Source organism: Acinetobacter sp. ANC 3813 (genome assembly GCF_002135435.1).
GTDB lineage: Bacteria > Pseudomonadota > Gammaproteobacteria > Pseudomonadales > Moraxellaceae > Acinetobacter.
Window position 1 is genome coordinate 363,120 of sequence record NZ_NEGK01000003.1, and the last position, 19,455, is coordinate 382,574.

20 protein-coding genes are annotated in these 19,455 nt (G+C 42.1%); 12 read left to right on the plus strand and 8 right to left on the minus strand.

From position 1 onward, the window contains the following. Window positions 1-11: 11 nt before the first annotated feature. The 3 genes from B9T34_RS06660 to B9T34_RS06670 all read left to right on the plus strand — a co-directional run bounded on the left by B9T34_RS06660 (window position 12) and on the right by B9T34_RS06670 (window position 3,390). Window positions 12-1,073: a sulfate/molybdate ABC transporter ATP-binding protein gene (locus tag B9T34_RS06660; RefSeq protein WP_086212367.1), complete on the plus strand. Its 1,062-nt coding sequence runs from the start codon at window positions 12-14 to the stop codon at window positions 1,071-1,073. 48 nt (window positions 1,074-1,121) lie between these two features. After that, window positions 1,122-2,045, plus strand: a complete 924-nt coding sequence (locus tag B9T34_RS06665; protein WP_086212368.1) for a CysB family HTH-type transcriptional regulator — start codon at window positions 1,122-1,124, stop codon at window positions 2,043-2,045. Window positions 2,046-2,157: 112 nt separating this feature from the next. Next, entirely contained in the window at window positions 2,158-3,390 is a 1,233-nt protein-coding gene (locus tag B9T34_RS06670) for an OmpP1/FadL family transporter (protein ID WP_086212369.1), read from the plus strand. A gap of 56 nt (window positions 3,391-3,446) precedes the next feature. On the opposite strand, the gene carO is transcribed toward B9T34_RS06670, so the two are convergent. Next, window positions 3,447-4,157 (minus strand): ornithine uptake porin CarO, encoded by a 711-nt coding sequence (carO, locus tag B9T34_RS06675; RefSeq protein ID WP_086212370.1) that lies wholly within the window; start codon window positions 4,155-4,157, stop codon window positions 3,447-3,449. 316 nt (window positions 4,158-4,473) lie between these two features. On the opposite strand from carO, the gene dapD reads away from it, so the two are divergent. The 5 genes from dapD (at window position 4,474) to B9T34_RS06700 (ending at window position 7,807) form a co-directional block, all read left to right on the plus strand. Further along, on the plus strand, window positions 4,474-5,295 hold the full coding sequence (dapD, locus tag B9T34_RS06680) for a 2,3,4,5-tetrahydropyridine-2,6-dicarboxylate N-succinyltransferase (protein ID WP_086212371.1): 822 nt from the start codon (window positions 4,474-4,476) through the stop codon (window positions 5,293-5,295). 85 nt (window positions 5,296-5,380) lie between these two features. Further along, complete coding sequence (gene queE, locus B9T34_RS06685; RefSeq protein ID WP_086212372.1) at window positions 5,381-6,091, plus strand: 7-carboxy-7-deazaguanine synthase QueE; 711 nt, start codon at window positions 5,381-5,383, stop codon at window positions 6,089-6,091. Window positions 6,092-6,115: 24 nt separating this feature from the next. Continuing rightward, window positions 6,116-6,787 (plus strand): 7-cyano-7-deazaguanine synthase QueC, encoded by a 672-nt coding sequence (queC, locus tag B9T34_RS06690; RefSeq protein ID WP_086212373.1) that lies wholly within the window; start codon window positions 6,116-6,118, stop codon window positions 6,785-6,787. A 13-nt stretch (window positions 6,788-6,800) separates the two neighbouring features. Further along, window positions 6,801-7,211: a hypothetical protein gene (locus B9T34_RS06695; RefSeq protein WP_086212374.1), complete on the plus strand. Its 411-nt coding sequence runs from the start codon at window positions 6,801-6,803 to the stop codon at window positions 7,209-7,211. 140 nt (window positions 7,212-7,351) lie between these two features. After that, window positions 7,352-7,807 (plus strand): peroxiredoxin, encoded by a 456-nt coding sequence (locus B9T34_RS06700; RefSeq protein WP_086212375.1) that lies wholly within the window; start codon window positions 7,352-7,354, stop codon window positions 7,805-7,807. 55 nt (window positions 7,808-7,862) lie between these two features. Here B9T34_RS06700 and B9T34_RS06705 read toward each other — a convergent pair whose 3' ends face one another. After that, the gene (locus B9T34_RS06705) at window positions 7,863-8,465 is read right to left on the minus strand and encodes a LysE/ArgO family amino acid transporter (protein ID WP_086212376.1); all 603 of its coding nucleotides are present in this window, start codon (window positions 8,463-8,465) and stop codon (window positions 7,863-7,865) included. Window positions 8,466-8,581: 116 nt separating this feature from the next. Here B9T34_RS06705 and B9T34_RS06710 point away from each other — a divergent pair, with 116 nt between their 5' ends. Continuing rightward, entirely contained in the window at window positions 8,582-9,490 is a 909-nt protein-coding gene (locus B9T34_RS06710) for a LysR family transcriptional regulator ArgP (RefSeq protein ID WP_086212377.1), read from the plus strand. Between the two features lies 1 nt (window position 9,491). Here the strand turns inward: B9T34_RS06710 and B9T34_RS06715 are convergent, their stop codons facing one another. Together B9T34_RS06715 and B9T34_RS06720 are read right to left on the minus strand one after the other, a co-directional pair. Next, window positions 9,492-10,061 (minus strand): YceI family protein, encoded by a 570-nt coding sequence (locus B9T34_RS06715; RefSeq protein ID WP_086212378.1) that lies wholly within the window; start codon window positions 10,059-10,061, stop codon window positions 9,492-9,494. Window positions 10,062-10,127: 66 nt separating this feature from the next. Further along, entirely contained in the window at window positions 10,128-10,697 is a 570-nt protein-coding gene (locus B9T34_RS06720) for a nicotinate-nicotinamide nucleotide adenylyltransferase (protein ID WP_086212454.1), read from the minus strand. A 105-nt stretch (window positions 10,698-10,802) separates the two neighbouring features. Here B9T34_RS06720 and B9T34_RS06725 point away from each other — a divergent pair, with 105 nt between their 5' ends. After that, window positions 10,803-11,603: an enoyl-CoA hydratase-related protein gene (locus B9T34_RS06725; protein WP_086212379.1), complete on the plus strand. Its 801-nt coding sequence runs from the start codon at window positions 10,803-10,805 to the stop codon at window positions 11,601-11,603. 102 nt (window positions 11,604-11,705) lie between these two features. After that, on the plus strand, window positions 11,706-12,467 hold the full coding sequence (locus tag B9T34_RS06730; protein ID WP_086212380.1) for a nitroreductase family protein: 762 nt from the start codon (window positions 11,706-11,708) through the stop codon (window positions 12,465-12,467). 243 nt (window positions 12,468-12,710) lie between these two features. Here B9T34_RS06730 and B9T34_RS06735 read toward each other — a convergent pair whose 3' ends face one another. Then, window positions 12,711-13,028, minus strand: coding sequence for an NGG1p interacting factor NIF3 (locus B9T34_RS06735; RefSeq protein ID WP_086212381.1), 318 nt, complete (start codon window positions 13,026-13,028; stop codon window positions 12,711-12,713). A gap of 56 nt (window positions 13,029-13,084) precedes the next feature. Here B9T34_RS06735 and B9T34_RS06740 point away from each other — a divergent pair, with 56 nt between their 5' ends. Next, window positions 13,085-13,696 (plus strand): hypothetical protein, encoded by a 612-nt coding sequence (locus B9T34_RS06740; RefSeq protein WP_086212382.1) that lies wholly within the window; start codon window positions 13,085-13,087, stop codon window positions 13,694-13,696. 157 nt (window positions 13,697-13,853) lie between these two features. On the opposite strand, the gene B9T34_RS19120 is transcribed toward B9T34_RS06740, so the two are convergent. From B9T34_RS19120 to B9T34_RS06750, 3 genes are all read right to left on the minus strand, one after another. Further along, window positions 13,854-13,982: a KGW motif small protein gene (locus B9T34_RS19120; RefSeq protein WP_265733476.1), complete on the minus strand. Its 129-nt coding sequence runs from the start codon at window positions 13,980-13,982 to the stop codon at window positions 13,854-13,856. Between the two features lie 315 nt (window positions 13,983-14,297). Beyond that, entirely contained in the window at window positions 14,298-18,134 is a 3,837-nt protein-coding gene (gene purL / locus B9T34_RS06745) for a phosphoribosylformylglycinamidine synthase (RefSeq protein WP_086212383.1), read from the minus strand. A 236-nt stretch (window positions 18,135-18,370) separates the two neighbouring features. Next, window positions 18,371-19,399, minus strand: coding sequence for a M20/M25/M40 family metallo-hydrolase (locus tag B9T34_RS06750; protein WP_086212384.1), 1,029 nt, complete (start codon window positions 19,397-19,399; stop codon window positions 18,371-18,373). Window positions 19,400-19,455 lie beyond the last annotated feature (56 nt).

Consider the following 19,455-nt stretch of genomic DNA (forward strand, 5'->3'; position numbering starts at 1 on the left):
GGAATGACCTCATGAGTATTCAAGTAAAAAATATTGAAAAACACTTTGGTGCATTCCATGCGCTGAAAAATATCTCTTTAGATTTTCCAGATGGCCAGTTGGTGGCATTACTGGGACCATCGGGCTGCGGTAAAACCACCTTGCTGCGTATTATTGCTGGATTGGAATCTGCCGATGGCGGCAACGTGATTCTAGAAGGTGAAGATGCAACAAACGTGCATGTACGCGAGCGTGAAGTTGGTTTTGTATTCCAGCATTATGCACTGTTCCGCCACATGACTGTATTTGACAACATCGCTTTTGGTCCACGTGTACGCCCGCGTGCAACGCGTCCAAATGAAGCTGAAATCAAAAAACGTGTAACGCGTTTGCTGGATTTGGTACAGCTGGGCTTTTTGGCTGACCGTTATCCTGCACAATTATCAGGCGGTCAGCGCCAGCGTATTGCGCTAGCGCGTGCATTGGCTGTTGAACCGCGCGTACTGCTGCTGGACGAACCTTTTGGCGCCTTAGATGCCAAAGTGCGTAAAGAATTGCGCCGCTGGCTGCGTACTTTGCATGATGAACTGCATATTACCTCTATTTTTGTTACCCATGACCAAGAAGAAGCGCTGGAAGTTGCAGATCAAATCATTGTAATGAATAAAGGCAATGTCGAGCAAATTGGCTCGCCGCGTGAAGTCTACGAAAAACCTGCAACACCGTTCGTCTTCGACTTTTTAGGCCAAGCCAACCGTTTTGAAGGCCAGAACAGCAACGGCATTATTCAAATCGGCGAAGACCGCATTCAATTGCCTCAAGCGCCAAATGCGCCGCAAGGTCCTGTTATTGCCTTTGCCCGTCCAGACGAATTGCGTATTCATGCACAGCCGCAGGAGAATGCAATTCAAGCGACTTTCCAGCGTGAAGTGTGGATTGCAGGCAAGGTCCTCGCTGAATTGCAAGACCGTCAAGGCAATTTGATTGAAATATCACTGACACCAGATGAAGCCAAGCTGCATCAGTTCCGTCCAAACCAAACCGTATGGCTGAGCGCGTCCGCTTTGCATTTATTTGAAAACCAAGTCGCTTAAGGCTTTTGATGGGGCATGAAGCCCCATCTATTTTAAGGTATATAAAAAATGAATTTCCAACAACTAAGAATTATTAGAGAAACCGTTAGACAGAACTTCAATTTAACTGAGGCTTCCGCAGCGCTGTACACTTCTCAATCGGGTGTCAGTAAGCATATTAAAGACTTGGAAGATGAATTAGGCGTGCAGCTGTTTATCCGTAAAGGGAAGCGTTTGCTCGGTTTAACTGAACCAGGTCAGTCTTTGCTTGGCATTGTCGAACGCATGCTGGTCGATGCCGACAATATTAAGCGCCTTGCTGATGACTTTAATAAAGTAGACGAAGGCACATTAACCATTGCCACTACGCACACGCAAGCGCGCTATGTATTGCCGCCAATTGTGAATCAGTTTAAAAAAGAATTTCCTAAAGTGCATTTAATTCTGCAGCAAGCCAGCCCTGTAGAAATTACAGAAATGCTGCTGCAAGGTGAAGCTGATATTGGCATTGCAACTGAATCTCTCACCACTGAAGACAACTTAGCCAGTGTGCCCTTTTATAATTGGCAGCACAGCATTATTACGCCGCAAAACCACCCGCTGACAGCAAATAACAACATCACGATTGAAGATTTATCACATTATCCAATTATTACCTATCACGGCGGTTTTACTGGCCGTTCAAAAATTGATACTGCCTTCGAAGAAGCTGGTTTTGATGTCGATATCGTGATGTCTGCATTGGATGCCGATGTTATCAAAACCTATGTAGAACTGAATATGGGTGTCGGCATTGTCAACAATGTCGCCTATGATGCTGAACGCGATTACCGTTTAAAGCAAATTCCAACTGATCTTTTTGGCATTAACACCACTTGGCTTGCTGTACGTAAAGGTCACTTGCTGCGCGGCTACGGTTATGAGTTTATTTCACTCTGTTCACCCGATGCAGACATTCGAGCACTGAAAAAAGTTGCCTATCCCGACGATTAGCATAAAAAAATTAAGCAAAATGAGACTCATGTCTCTTTTTGTTTATCGTAATTTTATGTAACTGTCTGCATAATAACCGCCTATAAAATAAAAACTTCTGGGCGCCAGACCAATGAAACATGCCGTAATTCTTGCAATTACATCTTTATGCACGTCCGTGCATATTCAAGCTGCCGCCTTAGAACGGTCTGGCCAAAGTGTTTTGCCATTTTTAGAATCTCAGAATTATGCAGAAATAAACTTAGGCAGCGTTGAAGGCAATATCAGCGGAGAAAATGCCAATAAAGAAGAATTAGCAGCAGTCTTGAATGTCAGCGATTTTTCTACAGGCAACCTTGTTGAAGATATGTTTTTGATACAAGGTGCAGTGAAAGTACAAGCTGCCCCTAGAGTATCTGTAGGGCTTTTATTTGATCAGCCTTTTGGCATTAAACTCGACTATAGCTATAGCCCTGAATCTATTTTAGGCCATGAGCAGCTTGAAGCCATTAATATTAATATTAAGTCAAAAAATATGAGCGCTTTGGTGGGCTATCAACCCACTGAACGATGGAATATATATGGCGGTGTAGCCTATCAAAATTTCAAAGGAAATATTCATCTTTTCGGCCAAAATTTCTATTTTTTTAATGGCTATCGTGCAGAATTAAAAGAAGATGCTGCCGTTGGCTGGCTTACAGGTATCAGTTACCAGATTCCAGAAATTGCGCTTCGTGCAAATTTGACTTACCGCTCCAAAATCAAACATAAAAACCAGGCATTCGAAACCACCGATCTGATTGGCAATTTTGCAGAGAAAACCCAAATTACGACACCGCAATCCATCAATCTAGACTTAATGACTGCAGTCAGTCCTAGCAATTTAGTGTATGGCAGTGTGCGCTGGGTAGACTGGTCTAATTTTAAAATTAAGCCGAATGGTTTTGGCCATATCCTCCAGTCAGTCATTGCGGGTATGAGTGCCCTACCTAATCAGCAAGAATATACGGCTTATATTCAATCATTAGAAAATTTTAATTTAATCGATTATAAAAAGGATCAATGGTCCGCAAAACTGGGGATTGCACATAGATTAAATGAACAGTGGATTGCCAGTGCTGAAACTGTCTGGGATAACGGCAGTGACAACCCTGCATCGACCATTAATCCTGCAGACGGCTATACAGGTTTGGGCTCAGGCTTACGGTATCAACTCTCCACGCAAACTTTTATATCTGGCGGCATTTATTATTTGAGATTCAGGCCTTCCAAACAAAATAAAGACAGCATTTCAGTCAGTTCTATTTCAACATTAAATGATAAAGAAGCTTGGGCCTATGGGCTAAGAATCGGACACTATTTTTAAATCGAACTCCTAAACGCAAAAAAACAGGCCGAAGCCTGTTTTTTTGCTGAAACAACTTACCAGTGGTAGCTTACGCCAACTTTACCAACGGGAAGCCATTCGTATTTATCATCCTGTTCAATGTTGCGTTCATGTTCAGCAAGCAACAGCTGGTCAGAAGCAGTACCGCCTACACCAGTGAGTTTAGCAGTAGGATTGCCAGTGTAATAAGCGCCTACTTCTCCAAATACACCCCAGTTTTGGTTGATTTTCGGAGCCCAGCCTAAGCCTACATACGGAGCAATATCATTATCATGTGACACTGTACCGCTCACACTTGTAAATGATGTCGGCTCACCGTCAATTTCAATGGTTCCGCTGCCTGTATTCGATTTAAGGCCATATTCCGTGTCAACAAATCCTACGCCAGCCGCCATATAAACGCCCTGCGCCCAACGGTTTGAACTTGCTCCCCATGGACGGATCTCAGCATTTAAGTAAGCCAATTTATTATCCATATCCATGTCGTATTTCACACCATCTACAGATAAATCATCAGACCATGAAATATCGCCGCCGTTATAGCCTAAAGCTAAGCCTACATACGGGTTGGCAGTCCAAAGCAAAGCACCGCCATAACCTGTAGTACCCACTTCAAGACGAGCGCCAGATGGAATCAGCTGGTTTTGGTCAAATGCATAACCATCATGAACGACTGATGAATCTGCCATTGCAGAGCCAGCCGCAGCTAAAAGGGATACAGTTAAAATTGTTCGTATAGCTTTCATTGTGTTTCTCCTCAAATACAAACTTTGTAAAAATTATTTGATCATTTGCATGGTTCACTGCACATGAGGAGCAATATAAATTAATACCTGATCACCTTTTATTCTAAAATTGATTATTTTTTGTTATTTTTTGATACAAATTTCTTCTTCTTGTTGATTGTTAAACAATATTTAAAATATTAAATTATAAATTTTGCATCTATTATTATTTATAGGCATATTTAATAATTAATTCCGATCTATTGTTGAATTTCCATCTATTCTTAGCTCAATTTAGTGTAAAATCTTGGGAAATTTTTTTTCTGGAAGAAAGATCATGGCTCAGCTTTCAACTATCATTGAACAAGCTTTCGAAGATCGTGCAAATTTTACTGCAGCAGACTGCCCTGCTGAAATCCGTCAAGCTGTTGAGGAAGCAATTGCTGGCCTAGATAACGGCACAATGCGCGTTGCTGAAAAAATTGATGGTGAATGGGTTGTTCATCAATGGTTGAAAAAAGCAGTATTGTTATCTTTCAAAATTAACGATAACAAGCCTATCGAGTCATGCGACCTTCGCTTCTACGACAAAGTAGACACTAAATTTAACGGCTGGACTGAAGAACAGTTTAAAGCTGCTGGTGTACGTGTTGTGCCGCCTGCTGTAGCGCGTAAAGGTTCGTTCCAAGCAAAAGGCGTGATTTTAATGCCTTCTTATGTGAACATCGGCGCTTATGTTGATGAAGGCACAATGGTTGATACTTGGGCAACTGTAGGTTCATGCGCTCAAATCGGTAAAAATGTTCACTTGTCTGGCGGCGTAGGCATTGGCGGTGTTCTTGAACCGCTTCAAGCTAATCCGACAATTATTGAAGACAACTGCTTTATCGGCGCACGTTCTGAAATCGTTGAAGGCGTAATCGTAGAAGAAGGTTCTGTAATTTCTATGGGCGTATTCATCGGTCAATCAACTAAGATTTTTGACCGCGCAACTGGCGAAATCCATTACGGCCGCGTACCAGCGGGTTCAGTTGTTGTTGCAGGCAGCCTGCCTTCTAAATGCGGTACTTACAGCTTATATGCTGCAATCATCGTGAAAAAAGTTGACGCGAAAACACGCGCGAAAACTAGCCTGAACGATTTATTGCGCGAAGACTAAGCTTCTATAGCTTGCCTTTCCAGTCTCTACGGCCAGCAATGACCGTAGGGATTTTTGTTTTTTCTGACTCTGGTTTAATTTTGTTATGAATACTCTTCGATCTTCCGCTATTCCTGTTTCTGATCCGACTGCGGGGCTGCGCATTACGGAGATTTTCTATTCATTGCAAGGTGAAGCCAATACAGCGGGACTGCCGACTGTATTTATCCGTTTAACTGGATGTCCATTACGCTGCACCTATTGTGATACCACCTATTCATTTGAGGGCGGCGAGCGCAAATCATTAGAAGAAATTATTCAAACTGCTCTGGATTTTAAAACACCGTATATTTGTGTAACTGGCGGCGAACCTTTAGCGCAGCCCAATGCCCTGCCGCTGATGCAGCGCTTAGCGGATTTAGGCTGTGAAGTCTCATTAGAAACCAGTGGCGCTTTAGATGTGTCTAGAGTGGATCCCCGTGTTTCCAAAGTTTTAGATTTAAAAACCCCAACTTCCGGCGAATCTGCACGGAATTTGCTTTCAAATATTGAATTTTTAACTGCGCATGATCAAATTAAGTTTGTGATTTGCAACCGTGAGGACTATGAATGGTCTAAACAGCAAGTTGAACAGCTTAAATTGCAGGAAAAAGCCGGCACCATTTGGTTCTCTCCCGCTTTTGCAGTAGAAAAAGGCGCAGCACGCCTGCCTCAGCTTGCACGAGATCTTGCACAGTGGATTTTAGAAGACCATCTCCCTGTCCGTTTCCAGCTGCAATTGCATAAATTGCTCTGGAACGATGAAACTGGTCGTTAAGTCATATATTTTTTGGAGAAGAACATGCGTCCTCGCGCGATTGTACTGTTATCTGGCGGCTTAGACTCGACTACTTGCCTAGCATGGGCCCAATCTCAGTATGAATGCATTGCACTTAGTTTTATGTATGGCCAGCGTTCTACTACAGAACTGGATGCTGCCCGCACTTTAACGAAAAATGCAGGTGTAGAGCATCGTGTTATCAATATCGATTTAGGCAATTTAGGCGGTTCTGCGTTAACAGACCATAACATTGATGTTCCTGATCATGAGTCTGAGGGCATTCCTGTAACTTATGTTCCAGCACGTAATACTATTTTCCTGTCTTATGCTTTAGCTGCAGCCGAAGTTTTTGAAGCCGAGGCCATTGTGATTGGCATCAATGCTGTTGATTATTCGGGTTATCCTGACTGCCGACCTGAATTTATTGAGGCCTTTGCCAATATGGCAAAACTGGCGACAAAAGTCGGCGTTGAAGGAAAACCTCTTAAATTTGAAACACCTCTGTTACATTTATCTAAAGCAAATATCATTCGCTTAGGTATAGAACATGGCGTAGACTATAGCCAAACGGTATCTTGCTACCAAGCAGATGACCAAGGGCGTGCCTGCGGTACATGCGACAGCTGCCGTCTGCGCAAAGAAGGTTTTGCCGACGCGGCTGTTGAAGATCCGACACGCTATATACCGAAATAACAAGGTAGGGTTTATGAATATTTTAAAATCAAACATTATTCTTTCTGCTGCAGTTTCTGCTGCTGCGCTATTTGCTTCTGCTGCGCATGCTGATAATGAAAAACTGCAGCAAGCTTATAAAAGTACAAACGTGAAATCTGCGTTAATTAATGTTTGTAAAGATGAAACGGGTAAAGGTAAAAAACTATCTACTGCTGAAGTTAGCAAATACTGTACATGTGCAGTTGAAGCAGATGGCCGTTTAACCAATGCTCAAAAATGGGAAATCCAAAGCGCGATTAACCAAAAGAAAAGCCCTGCGACTCTAGCTTTTGTTCAAAAGCAAAATAAAGACTTGCAAGCATGCTTTGGCCCAGACTTAACAGGCAAATTAAAGTCTCTCACCGAAGAAGCGATGAAGTCTGCTCAAGCTCAGAAAAAATAATAAATGATATAAAAAAGCCTGCAGTATTGCAGGCTTTTTTATGGCTGATACAAAGCCCCTGCATCTGCAGAGTAAATTCTGTATCATGACGCTATATTTTAAAAAATTTCTCTTATTTTTATATTTTGAAGGATCATGCAATGTCTGATATTCAGTTGCCTAATCAATCTTTTCCAGCAACTTCAGGTGAAATTAATTTGGCAGAAATGCCTGCCGAATGGCTGATTGTTTATTTTTACCCTAAAGATTCCACACCAGGCTGTACGACGCAAGCTGTAGGTTTTTCCTGCTTAAAAGACCAGTTTGATGCATTAAATACCACAGTCATCGGTATTTCTCGCGATTCTGTAAAAGCGCACCAAAATTTTACAGAAAAACAAAATCTCAGCATTAATTTGATTAGCGATAAAGAAGAAGTGCTGTGCAATCATTTTGATGTGATTAAAGAAAAAAATATGTATGGCAAAAAAGTGATGGGTATCGAGCGCTCAACTTTTATTTTCCATAAGGGCAAGCTGGTTAAGGAATACCGCAAAGTAAAAGCGGCTGGCCATGCTGAACAAGTATTGGAAGATATTAAAGCCTTGCAGGCTTAAACTTTAGCCTGCTGATTTACATCAAATAAAAGCCCGAATTCGGGCTTTTATTTTTTTAACTATTTATCAGCAGTGAAAGCGCAATTGCCCACATCACACAGGCAATCAGCAGATCTAAAATTCGCCATGCTTTAGGGCTTTTAAACATCGGCTGCAGCAGCTGTGCGCCATAACCTAAGCCAAAAAAGAACAATCCCGATGCACTCATCGCGCCTAAAGCAAAATATAGCGGCTGCTGAAACTGCGCGGAGATTGATCCCAGCAAAATGACAGTATCTAAATACACATGCGGATTGAGCCAAGTCAGTGCGAGACAGGTCAAAAGCGCCTGCATCAGACTCTGATTGAAACCCGTATCCAGCTGCATTGCCGACTGATTTTTATAGGCTTGGATCGCATGCAATAAGCCGTAATAAATTAAAAATGCGGCCCCGCCCCATTTGGCAAATTGAATAATTTGCGGATAGTGCATAATCACTGCCGAAAATCCCGTTACACCCAATAAAATCAGCAAAGCATCTGAAAGCGCGCACACAAAGCACACCCAAAACACATGCTGCTTTCTCAGTCCTTGCCGAAGCACAAAAGCATTTTGCGCGCCAATCGCCACAATTAAACTCAAGCCTAAAGCCAGCCCTTGCATATACGTATTCAGCATTTCAATCAGATCTTTTTAAACTTGATGCGCATTATCTGCCGATTTTTGATAAATTAAATATTATTAAGAAAATATCAAATAGGCTAAATATTTTTTAGTTTAGAGCGGGTTTGAAAATGCTGAATCATAAACAATGCGAAGCCTTCTTGGCGGTTGCAGAAACGGGCAGCTTTGATTTAGCTGCAGCACGGCTGCACATCACCGCTTCTGCTGTAACGCTGCGCGTGCAAAGCTTGGAAAAACATTTAGGCCAAATGCTGATTGTGCGTGAACGTCCCTGCAAAGCCACAGCAGCAGGTATTTCTTTACTGCATTATCTGCAGCACAGCCGTCTGCTTGAACAAAATTTCATACAAAGCTTAACTGGACAATCCTCTGGCAATTTTTATCAATTGAGCATTGCCACCAATGCAGATTCACTCGCCACTTGGCTGCTGCCTGCTTTGCAGCCTGCATTAACAGCAGGAAAAATTACAATCCATTTTCAAGTGGATGACCAGTCTCAAACCCATCATTTACTCGAAGCTGGCTTAGTCAATGCATGTGTTGCACAAGAACCCAAAGCCATGAAAGGCTGTACTGCACAATACTTAGGAAGCATGACTTACCGGTTTGTCAGTACACCGCATTTTGCTGAAACATATTTTGCAAAAGGGATTAATCGTGAAACCTTGAGAACAGCGCCAGCCCTCATTTTTAATGCAAAAGACCAGATGCATACTTCACGAATTCAGCAGGAGTATGGTTTAAGCCCAGAACAATACCCGCATTTTTTTGTACCTTCTTCAAGCGCTTTTATGGATGCCGTATTGATGGGACTGGGGTATGGCTGGCTGCCCGATTATCAAGCGGCAGTTCACCTTCAAGAAGGGAAATTAACAGAACTTTCGGAAAAATTGCGCTTAGAACAGCCACTGTATTGGCATCACTGGAAACAGCAGTCTGATGCGCTGAATCGCTTAAGTGCAATCTTGCAGAGCCAAGCGGGTAAAATTATGAATGGCACTTTTCAAGCCGATAGCTGAATTATTTAATTTGCCATTGGCCAATGAGCTGGATATGCACTTTTTCACCAACATCGCCAAATGATTTTTTCATGCCAAAATCACTGCGGTTAATGGTTCCTGCCGCCTGTACATCCAGCAATTTAGTATTGGCTGCATTGGGTCTCAGTAAAACATCAAAAGTCACTGGACGGGTCACACCGCGTAACGTCAGGTCTCCATAGACCCAATAACGGTCTTGGTTTTGCGGGACAAATTCTGTGCTTTTAAAACTGACATTTTTAAATTGGGCAGCATCAAAAAAGCTTTCGCCTAAAATCATCGGCTTCAAAACAGGATTGCTAAATTTCAAACTGCTGGCGGGTACATTGACTTGCACCCAAGCATTTTGCGGTGTACGCATGTCAAAATACAAACGCGACTGCGGCTGAACCGAAACCCCTTGTACAACTGAAAGTCCAACTGTTTTGATATTAAAGGATACAAAACTGTCTTCGGTTAGAATCCAATTTTGCGCATGCAGCTGAGTCTGCAGCCCAAACGCCGCAAGCCCTGCAACAATCCCCCGCAATATTTTTTTTTCAGCGCTCATACACGCTCCAACTCTAATAATCAGCTCACATCCAATGTGGTGCTTTATCATTTAAAATACCGAAAATCAGCTTAAATTACTCTTATCTTGAGACAAAAATTTGTTTTGTAATTGTAGATAAATCGGGTTTTGTTTAAATTTATGTAAAAACTCGCTTGTGCCCAATGGAAAAGCCGTTTCAATAATTTCACCACGATAAAAAGCTTCGCGCATTGGCGTGGCTGACATTGAACCCTGCAAACTGTCCAATTCCACCATTTCCCATTCTGGAAAAAACTTTAAATAATAGGATGAATCATCTTTGAAATGACCGATCAGCCCAATTCGATCAGTCGGCTGTATAATCTCTGCGACCAATGATTTCACCAGCTGTTGCCATTTTTCATCATTATAGACGTCGATGACATTCACAAACTTAATCCGTTGCTGATCTGCAGGAGAAAAATTCGATAAAATCATCTGCTGGCGTTCTTCTGCAGTAAAAGGGTTTTTGATATTGCGTTCATTTTGTGCTGAACCTAATGCCAAAATCACATTCTTGCTTTGTTTCAAGGCAATCAAAATCGTTTGCATATGCGCTAAGTGGAAAGGCTGAAAACGTCCAATGAATACCAAGTAATCAAATTTATCATTCATAACAGAATCATCGTGATTTATGAACTCATGAGTTGCGCCTGCAATTTGAAAATGCGACATAATGAGCCCATAAATTTGAATTAAATTGAAAGCAAGGATAGTACGATGACACTGAGCTGTATTCAACAACCTCATGAACATTTGAATGCGAAATTAGAAAATGGTGTGCTGACTCTGGCAATTAACCGTCCGCAAGCTAAGAATGCACTCTATACAGAACTCTATTTCTGGATTGCTAAAGCGCTGGATGAAGCGGATTTAGACAGCACTGTTCGCGCAGTCATTTTACGCGGTGAAGACGCAGATTTCAGTGCCGGCAATGATATGCAGGACTTTATGAAATCTGCAGCCCTAAAAGGTCAAGCGCCTGCATCTGAAGGCGCACCCTTTGTTTTGCTGAAATCTGCAGCGAAGTTTTCTAAACCGCTGATTGCTGCTGTACGCGGTGTTGCCATTGGCATTGGTGTAACGATACTGCTGCACTGCGATATGGTCTATAGCGACAATACAGCATTGTTCCAAATCCCATTTGTCAGCCTTGGCCTGTCGCCTGAAGGCGCTTCAAGCAAACTGCTGGTCGAACAAGCAGGCTATCATAAAGCAGCTGAACTTTTATTAACTGCACAAAAATTTGACAGTGCGACTGCGCTTTCTGCAAATCTGGTCAACAGCATTGAAGATGACGTATATGCTGCTGCTGCTAAAAAAGCTGCTCAATTGGCTGCTTTGCCGCTGGCATCTTTGGTTCAGTCTAAAGCATTGATGAAACACAATGTAAATGAAATTGTGGCTTGGATTGATCATGAAGCTGAAATTTTTATGGACCGTGTAGGCTCTCCAGAAATGATGGAAGCAGTGGCTGCGTTTATGCAAAAGCGTAAACCAGACTTTTCTCAGTTCAATTAATCGCTGAACAATATATTGAATTACATAAACCATCCAAAATTTTGGGTGGTTTTTTCATTTCAACCACCATCTTATTAGCAAAGCAATCACGGAATACCCTGTATGACCGCAACACATTCAGCTGAAAAAAAGCGCTATTACGAAGCAGCTCCACAAGATATTGATGTCGAAAATTTCCGAAAAGTGATAGAAAGCCGCCGCTCAGTGCGCAAATTTACCGATAAAGCTATTCCTGCCGATGTGCTGGATGCCTGCTTAGACTTGGCTTTGCTGGCGCCAAACTCATCGAATTTACAGCCGTGGACTTTTTATGTGGTGCAAACCCCAGCGACGAAAAAACAGCTGATCAAAGCGTGTTTAGGACAGCTTGCTGCCAAAACAGCTTCTGAACTGATTGTCTGTGTAGCGCGGACAGACAGATTAGATGAAATGGCAAAACGGAATATTTCTGAGTTTCCATTTCCTGAAGCGCCTCCGGCTGTGCAGAAGTACTACAAGTTTATTCCTTATAATTACAAAACAGGTTACTTCAATGCACTGGGTAACTTTAAGAAAGTAGCTTTCAAAGTTGCACGTAAACTTGACAAGCAATTACCTGTGACCGCCTTTAATGAAGCAGATGCGAAACTCTGGGCAAGTAAAACCACTGCCTTAGCTTGTGAAAACTTAGTTTTGGCATTACGTGCTTATGGTTTTGACAGCTGTATGATGGAAGGTTTTGATGAGCCTTTGGTTAATAAAATTTTAGGTTTAAACAATCAGCAATACCCTGTGATGGTGATTGGTGCAGGTGAACGTGCTGTAGATGGTGTGTTCTTTCCGCAGTATCGTTTTGATCGTGATTTATTTATTCAGAAGGTTTAATTCTAATTCTATTAACGTATAGCAGTAATTTGAGACGCGGAAATGTCATCAGCAGCTGTACGAGGCAGGGCTCGATTCAATAAATATCGTTTTTGCGATGTTATTCATCACATGACGGAATGTAACGAGTTCTGCTGATGACTATGGTTTTGCCTACTTTTCCCGAAAGAAAAGTAGGTCGAACCGAAGGTTATTGATAGCTTTAAATGTGTAATAACAATACTCCGTTACAACCGTATACTTTTAGAAAGTTATATTCACCATTTGAATAAACTCAAACGCTGGCTCTTCATAAGGATGGCTTGCTGTTAAAGCCCTTGCGACTGCACTTGCCTTTTCTTCAAGCACTATAGTCTCCACACGCCATTCTGGAATTTGTTCCAACGTATCTAACTCACCAATAAATGGATTTGCACCTTTTACAGGTTTAAATTGGCCTGTGCCTAACACTTGCCAAGCGCAGTGTTCATAATTACCAATACCGCCAGCACCTGCTTCAAATATAGCAAGTTTGGTAGATTCAAGATGTGATTCGGGAACGTAGTAAATGAGTTTGAGCATTGAATTATCAGAAAATATAGATATATGATTGTAAATTATAAATTCAAATAATCATTATGAATAATCATCCATTACTTCAATATATTTCAACAGCCTCTAAACACATCTTATGGGAGTTTGGAAATAGTGGGACATTTGGCATTCCGAATGCATTAAGAAATTCTGCCAATGAAATTTATATTCAGTCAAAACTTGCGAATGAAGGGCTTTATTATCTCCAAGTTAAAACATTTCTTGAGACATTAGAGTTAGATAACAAAGCAATTGAAAGATTTATGGCTAAAAATCCCGACCATCAAAGATTAGGATTCGAAATATTTAAAATACTTGAAAATACAATTTTAGAAGATCAAGCGAGAATGCTAGCTAAGGCTTTCCAATTTTTTACGCGAGAGGAAATTTCCAAGCAAGAATTTGATAAATATATATATATCATTACTCGCTTAAATAAACATCTAATTCATTTAATCAGAGAACTTTCTCTAGTAGAAACGAATAAAGATGATCCTGATTTTGAATACGACATTCGTAATCCAAATATGGAGCTAGTTAGTTTTAGTTTTTTAGTTCAAGTTCCCTCCCAATCGTATCCAGGTGGTACACAAATAGCCCAATTCAAGAAGACTGAAACCTTTTACTATTTTTATGAAAATATTTTCAAAGATTAAGCCAATCACATGACTAGCGACATGGATGTCGCCCATTAGACTGTGGGACAGGACGTCCCATCAGTCTAACAAAAGGGGTTTGTCTTACGGAGCAGTGCTCCTCATGCCCTATCAAAAGTAAAAAAACCGCCTCTCGGCGGTTTCTATATTTAAAATATTACATCTGCAACGCATAACCCAAAACCAAAAATACCAACTGCACGCTCACTACTGCACCAAAAAGCTTCCAGCCCTTTTTACGCAGTGCGGACTTATCAACTGCCGAATACTCTACTATTTTAATCATGTCATCACCTCATCATGAGTGTTGATACTGAACTCATTTAGTTATCCATCTTTCTTTTATCTTGCATAGTTATTGTGCATAAATTACACACTAGCATGTTTCCACAAATATAAAAGCAAAATCTAAACCAAGTTCAGCGGGAGAAATAAAAATTTAAAAACCAACAAAAAACCACCCGAAGGTGGTTCAAAAATCGAAAGCGATTATATGTGTAAAAACAAGTATTCACAATAATTAATATATCTTTTGGTAAACTTTTTACTATAAAAAAAGCCACCAGAAGGCGGCTCTTTTCAATGATTCATCTATCTCAGATTAACCAATAAATTTACGTGCGTTGCGGAACATACGTAACCAAGCACCGTCTTGATCCCAATCTTCTGGTTTCCAAGAATGCTGAATCGCACGGAAGTTACGTTCAGGGTGCGGCATCATAATCGTTGCACGGCCGTCTTTAGACGTTACACCTGAAATCGCTTCTGGCGAACCATTCGGGTTCATTGGGTAATGCTGCGTTGGGTTGCCTTGGCTATCTACATAACGCAAGATCACTTGATCGCCTGCATTCAATGCTGCAATATTTTCCGCGCTAGCAACCACACGGCCTTCACCATGCGCAACTGCGATTGGAAGAATCGAACCTTCCATACCTTCAAGCAATACAGAGTTTGATTTTTCTACACGTACGTTTACAGCACGCGCTTCAAACATTTCAGAAGTATTGCGGTGGAAACGTGGCCAAGCTACTGCACCCGGAATGAGCGGAGCAAGCTGAGACAACATTTGACAGCCGTTACAGATACCGAGAGAGAATGTTTCATCACGGTTGAAGAATTTCTCAAATTGGTCACGAAGTTTTGGATTGAACAATACAGATTTAGCCCAACCGCCGCCTGCGCCCATTACATCACCGTAAGAGAAACCGCCACAAGCCACTAAACCTTCAAAGTCATCAAGACTGATACGGCCAGCTAGCAAATCGCTCATGTGTACGTCTACAGTGTTGAAACCGACTTTGTCGAATGCAGCAGCCATTTCTACATGACCATTTACACCCTGCTCGCGCAGAATCACCATGTTTGGACGGCGCTCTACAATGTACGGCGCTTCGATTGGCTCGTTCAAATCAAATGTTGGTTTTGCAATTAAACCTGCATGTGATTTGTCCGCGATCAACGCATATTCTTGATCCGCAGTTTCTACGTTATCACGCAGACGTTGGATTTGATGCGACACTTCAGTCCATGCTTGCTGTAATTCAGCACGGTCTAAGCTCAAACCATTGACAGTTAAAGTATCTGTATCGTTTACAGTACCTACAACTGTAATTGCATTTTTAAGGCTAGACGCTGCAACTTCAGCTTCTAATGCAGCCCAATCCACTTTGCTGATTTGAAGCACAGCACCAATTTCTTCTGCAAACAAGCTTGCAGTAGATTGATCTTCAAGTGCTGCACCTAAACGTGAAGCGAACATCATTTCTGCAACAGTTGCCAATAGACCGCCATCACCGATGTCATGGTAAGCCTTGATGAGACCACGGTTGCTCCAATCTTGAACCAATGCAAAGAATGCTTTGAAGTCATCGAAGCTGTCTACGTCAGGTGTTACAGAACCGATTGCTTTGTAAACCTGAGCAAGGATCGAACCACCTAGACGGAATTGACCTTTAGAAAGATCGATACGTACCAGTACAGACTCGATATTTTTAAGTTCAGGTGTAAGTGTTTTACGTACATCCGTCACAGGTGCAAATGCTGTGATCACGCCTGACATTGGAGAAGTGACAGATTTGTCTTCACCTTCGTCATTCCAAGTGGTACGCATAGACAATGAATCTTTACCGACTGGAATTGCGATACCTAAAGCAGGACACATTTCCATACCGATGGCTTTAACACCTTCGAATAGCGCTTGGTCTTCGCCCACTTGACCTGCAGCAGCCATCCAGTTTGCAGACAATTTAATGTCGCTGATCTGGTCGATTTTTGCAGACATGATGTTCGAAATGGATTCTGCTACAGATAAACGTGCAGAAGCAGCAGGATTCAACAACGCAACTGGCGGGCGTTCACCCATTGCCATTGCTTCACCTGTATAACCGACAAGGCTCGTCGTTGTTACTGCAGCATCTGCTACAGGCACTTGCCACTTACCGACGAACTGATCACGTGCAACCATACCTGTAATTGAACGGTCACCAATGGTGATCAAGAATGATTTAGAAGCAACTGTTGGGTTCTTAAGAACGCGATAAATCGCATCTTTCAAATCTGTTACTGTTTCAGCAGTGAAGTCATCGCCTTTACGTTCAATAGTTTCATATGAACGGCTCATACGCGGTGTACCGCCAAGCATCACTTGCATTGGCATATCCACAGCTTTGTTTTCAAACAGTGGATCGTTCACGGTCAATTGACGCGCTTCAGTTGCTTCACCTAATACGGCGAATGGGCAGCGTTCACGTGCACATAGTGATTCAAATAATTCTAAAGAGCTTGGACGGATGGCCAATACATAACGCTCTTGTGCTTCGTTCGACCAGATCTCCATTGGAGACATGCCTTTTTCCAATGATGGAATTTTGCGAAGATCAAGAATTGCACCTAGCTCGTGGTCGTTCACCAGTTCTGGCATTGCATTTGAAACACCGCCCGCGCCTACATCATGTACAGACACGATTGGGTTATGGTCTTCCATGCGCCAGCACGCATCGATCACTTCTTGGCAACGGCGTTCCATTTCTGGGTTTTCACGCTGCACAGAAGCGAAGTCTAGGTTTTCACCCAATTTACCGCTGTCGACTGAAGATGCTGCACCGCCGCCAAGACCAATCAGCATTGAAGGACCGCCCAAAACGATCAGTAAATCGCCCGGCTGAATCGCATCTTTTTCTACATGGTCAGGACGGATGTTACCGTAACCGCCGGCAATCATAATTGGCTTGTGGAAGCCTTTTACATCGCCATTTACATTTTGTTCAAAAGTACGGAAGTAACCATTTAACGCAGGACGGCCAAATTCGTTGTTAAACGCAGCGCCACCCAACGGACCATCGATCATGATCTGTAGTGGAGAAGCCATGCGAGACGGTTTGCCGTAGTTTTCTTCCCAAGGCTGTTCAAAACCCGGAATGTTCAAGTTAGAAACGGTGAAACCTGTTAAACCTGCTTTTGGCTTACCGCCGCGGCCTGTCGCGCCTTCATCACGGATTTCACCACCTGAACCAGTCGCTGCGCCTGCAAAAGGTGCAATCGCTGTCGGATGGTTATGCGTTTCCACCTTCATCAGGATGTGAGCCGCTTGGCTCTTATATTTATAAACGTGATGGCCCGTTTCAGCGTCTTGTTTTGGATAGAAACGCTGTGTGTCAAAGCCAACGATGACTGATGCATTGTCTTTATATGCAGACAAAACGTCATCTGGAGATTCTTTATATGTGTTCTTAATCATTTGGAACAATGACAATGGCTGTTTTTCACCATCAATTGTCCATTCAGAACCGAAAATTTTATGACGGCAGTGCTCTGAGTTTGCTTGAGCAAACATCATGAGTTCAATGTCGTGCGGGTTACGGTCAAGCTTTTTAAATGCTTCTGTCAGGTAATCAATTTCTTCATCAGAGAGTGCAAAACCGAATTCAGAGTTGGCTTTCACTAAAGCGTCTTTGCCTTGACCCAAAATATCAATTGAGTTTAAAGGTTTTGGCTCAGTTTCAGAAAATAATGCCGCTGCGTCATCAATTTGATTGAACACGCTTTCTGTCATGCGGTCATGCAATGCCAGTTTTACTTCATCAGAAACAGCATTTACGCCCTTCAGAGTAAACAAAACACCGCGTTCAAGGCGATGAACCGGTGTATTGCAGTTAGCGAAAATGTCTGTTGCCTTAGACGACCAAGGAGAGATTGTCCCAACGCGCGGCGTCACTAATATTTGGACTTCATCACTTGCTGGCTGGCGCAATTCAAAAGATTGACCATCGTTAAGCAGCTGTAAAGCAGATTGCTGTTGCTGTTCATTCAGCGCTTGATCAAATAAATAGACCAATTGGCTTTCAATTTCTTGAACAGAACTAATCGAAGATAGACGTGTTAATAGTTGCGTTTTCTTAAAAGAAGAGTGTGCTGATGCACCGGCCACGATAAACATGCTGATTTTGGCTCCACGGGCTGGTCTTTTGAACCAAGCCGCAATGTGACTTGAAGAGAGCGCATATTCTACTGTGAAATGCTCAAATCAGCTAGATGGGAAAGCAGCTTTATCCGCCAATATCCTATAAGAAATACTTAGATTTTCTTTATTTTCAGATAAAAAAAATGATTGTTTCTTAAATATTATCTTAAATAAGCATGTATCTAAATAATTCAAACAAGAAAGCAGGCCACTTATTCCCTGTTCAAAACACCAAACAGATATGTCACAGCATCAGCTGCAATTTGCAATGATTTAGGATCAATCCCATCTAAAGTATCGCATGCTTTGTGATAGCACGGCGCAAACTCCAGCTCATCGCCTTTCATCTGCTCATTAAATAAAATAATCGATGCCACGGGCACTTTGCCTAAAAATGGCGCTGTATCACTTGCGGTCAGAGTCGAAACATCTTCTTTAATGTTTAAATTTTTAGATTTAAAAAATGCTTTGAGCTGATCTTCCAAAGCTTGATCACCGGCATGTGACGGCACTGAACGCAAACTATCGACCAATGGCTGATAATCTTCTTTATTCATGCCGCGCTCTTTAAGCATTGTTTCCAATTCATTGACCGAAGATTTATCAGCATCTGCGATTAAAATTTCAGGGTTTTTCGTACCCACCATATCCACATTAATATAGGCTTTAATGCCTTTTAACTGCTCTGGCGTCAGCTTTTCCGCAAAAGCTTGCGAACCTGCAATACCTTCTTCTTCTGAATCCCAAAATGCCAAATACACCGTATGTTTCGGTTTTTCTTTCTGGGCCGCTAAGCGGTGCATCAATTCTAAAACCAGTGCAACACCAGTCCCATTATCATTAATGCCGGGGCCCATTTTAACTGAATCATAATGTGCGCCAACAATGACAGCACTGTCTTTATACTCGCCTTGAATTTCTACAATAATGTTCTGTCCAACCGTTTTACTGCGGTTTTCAAAGGGAATCATCTGCACCTGCAAGCCTGATTTTTTCGCTTCATTTAAAATATATTGCGCTGAGGCTAAGCCGCCCTTGCTTCCCACTGCGCGATTGCCGCCATGCTGCTGGGCAATCGTCTGCAGCGACTGCAAATGGATCATCATTTTACTGCTGTCTAACTTCATTGGCTGTACAGATGTGTTTTGCACCGCCGGCAGATTTGAATGTGATACACAACCTGACAAAGATACAGCCGAGCAAAGTGCCAGCATTAAAATTGAACTGCCAATCAGCTTCATCTATACGCCTCAATTTATATTTTTTGATCGATTTGAGGAGTTTAAACAGCTGTCCT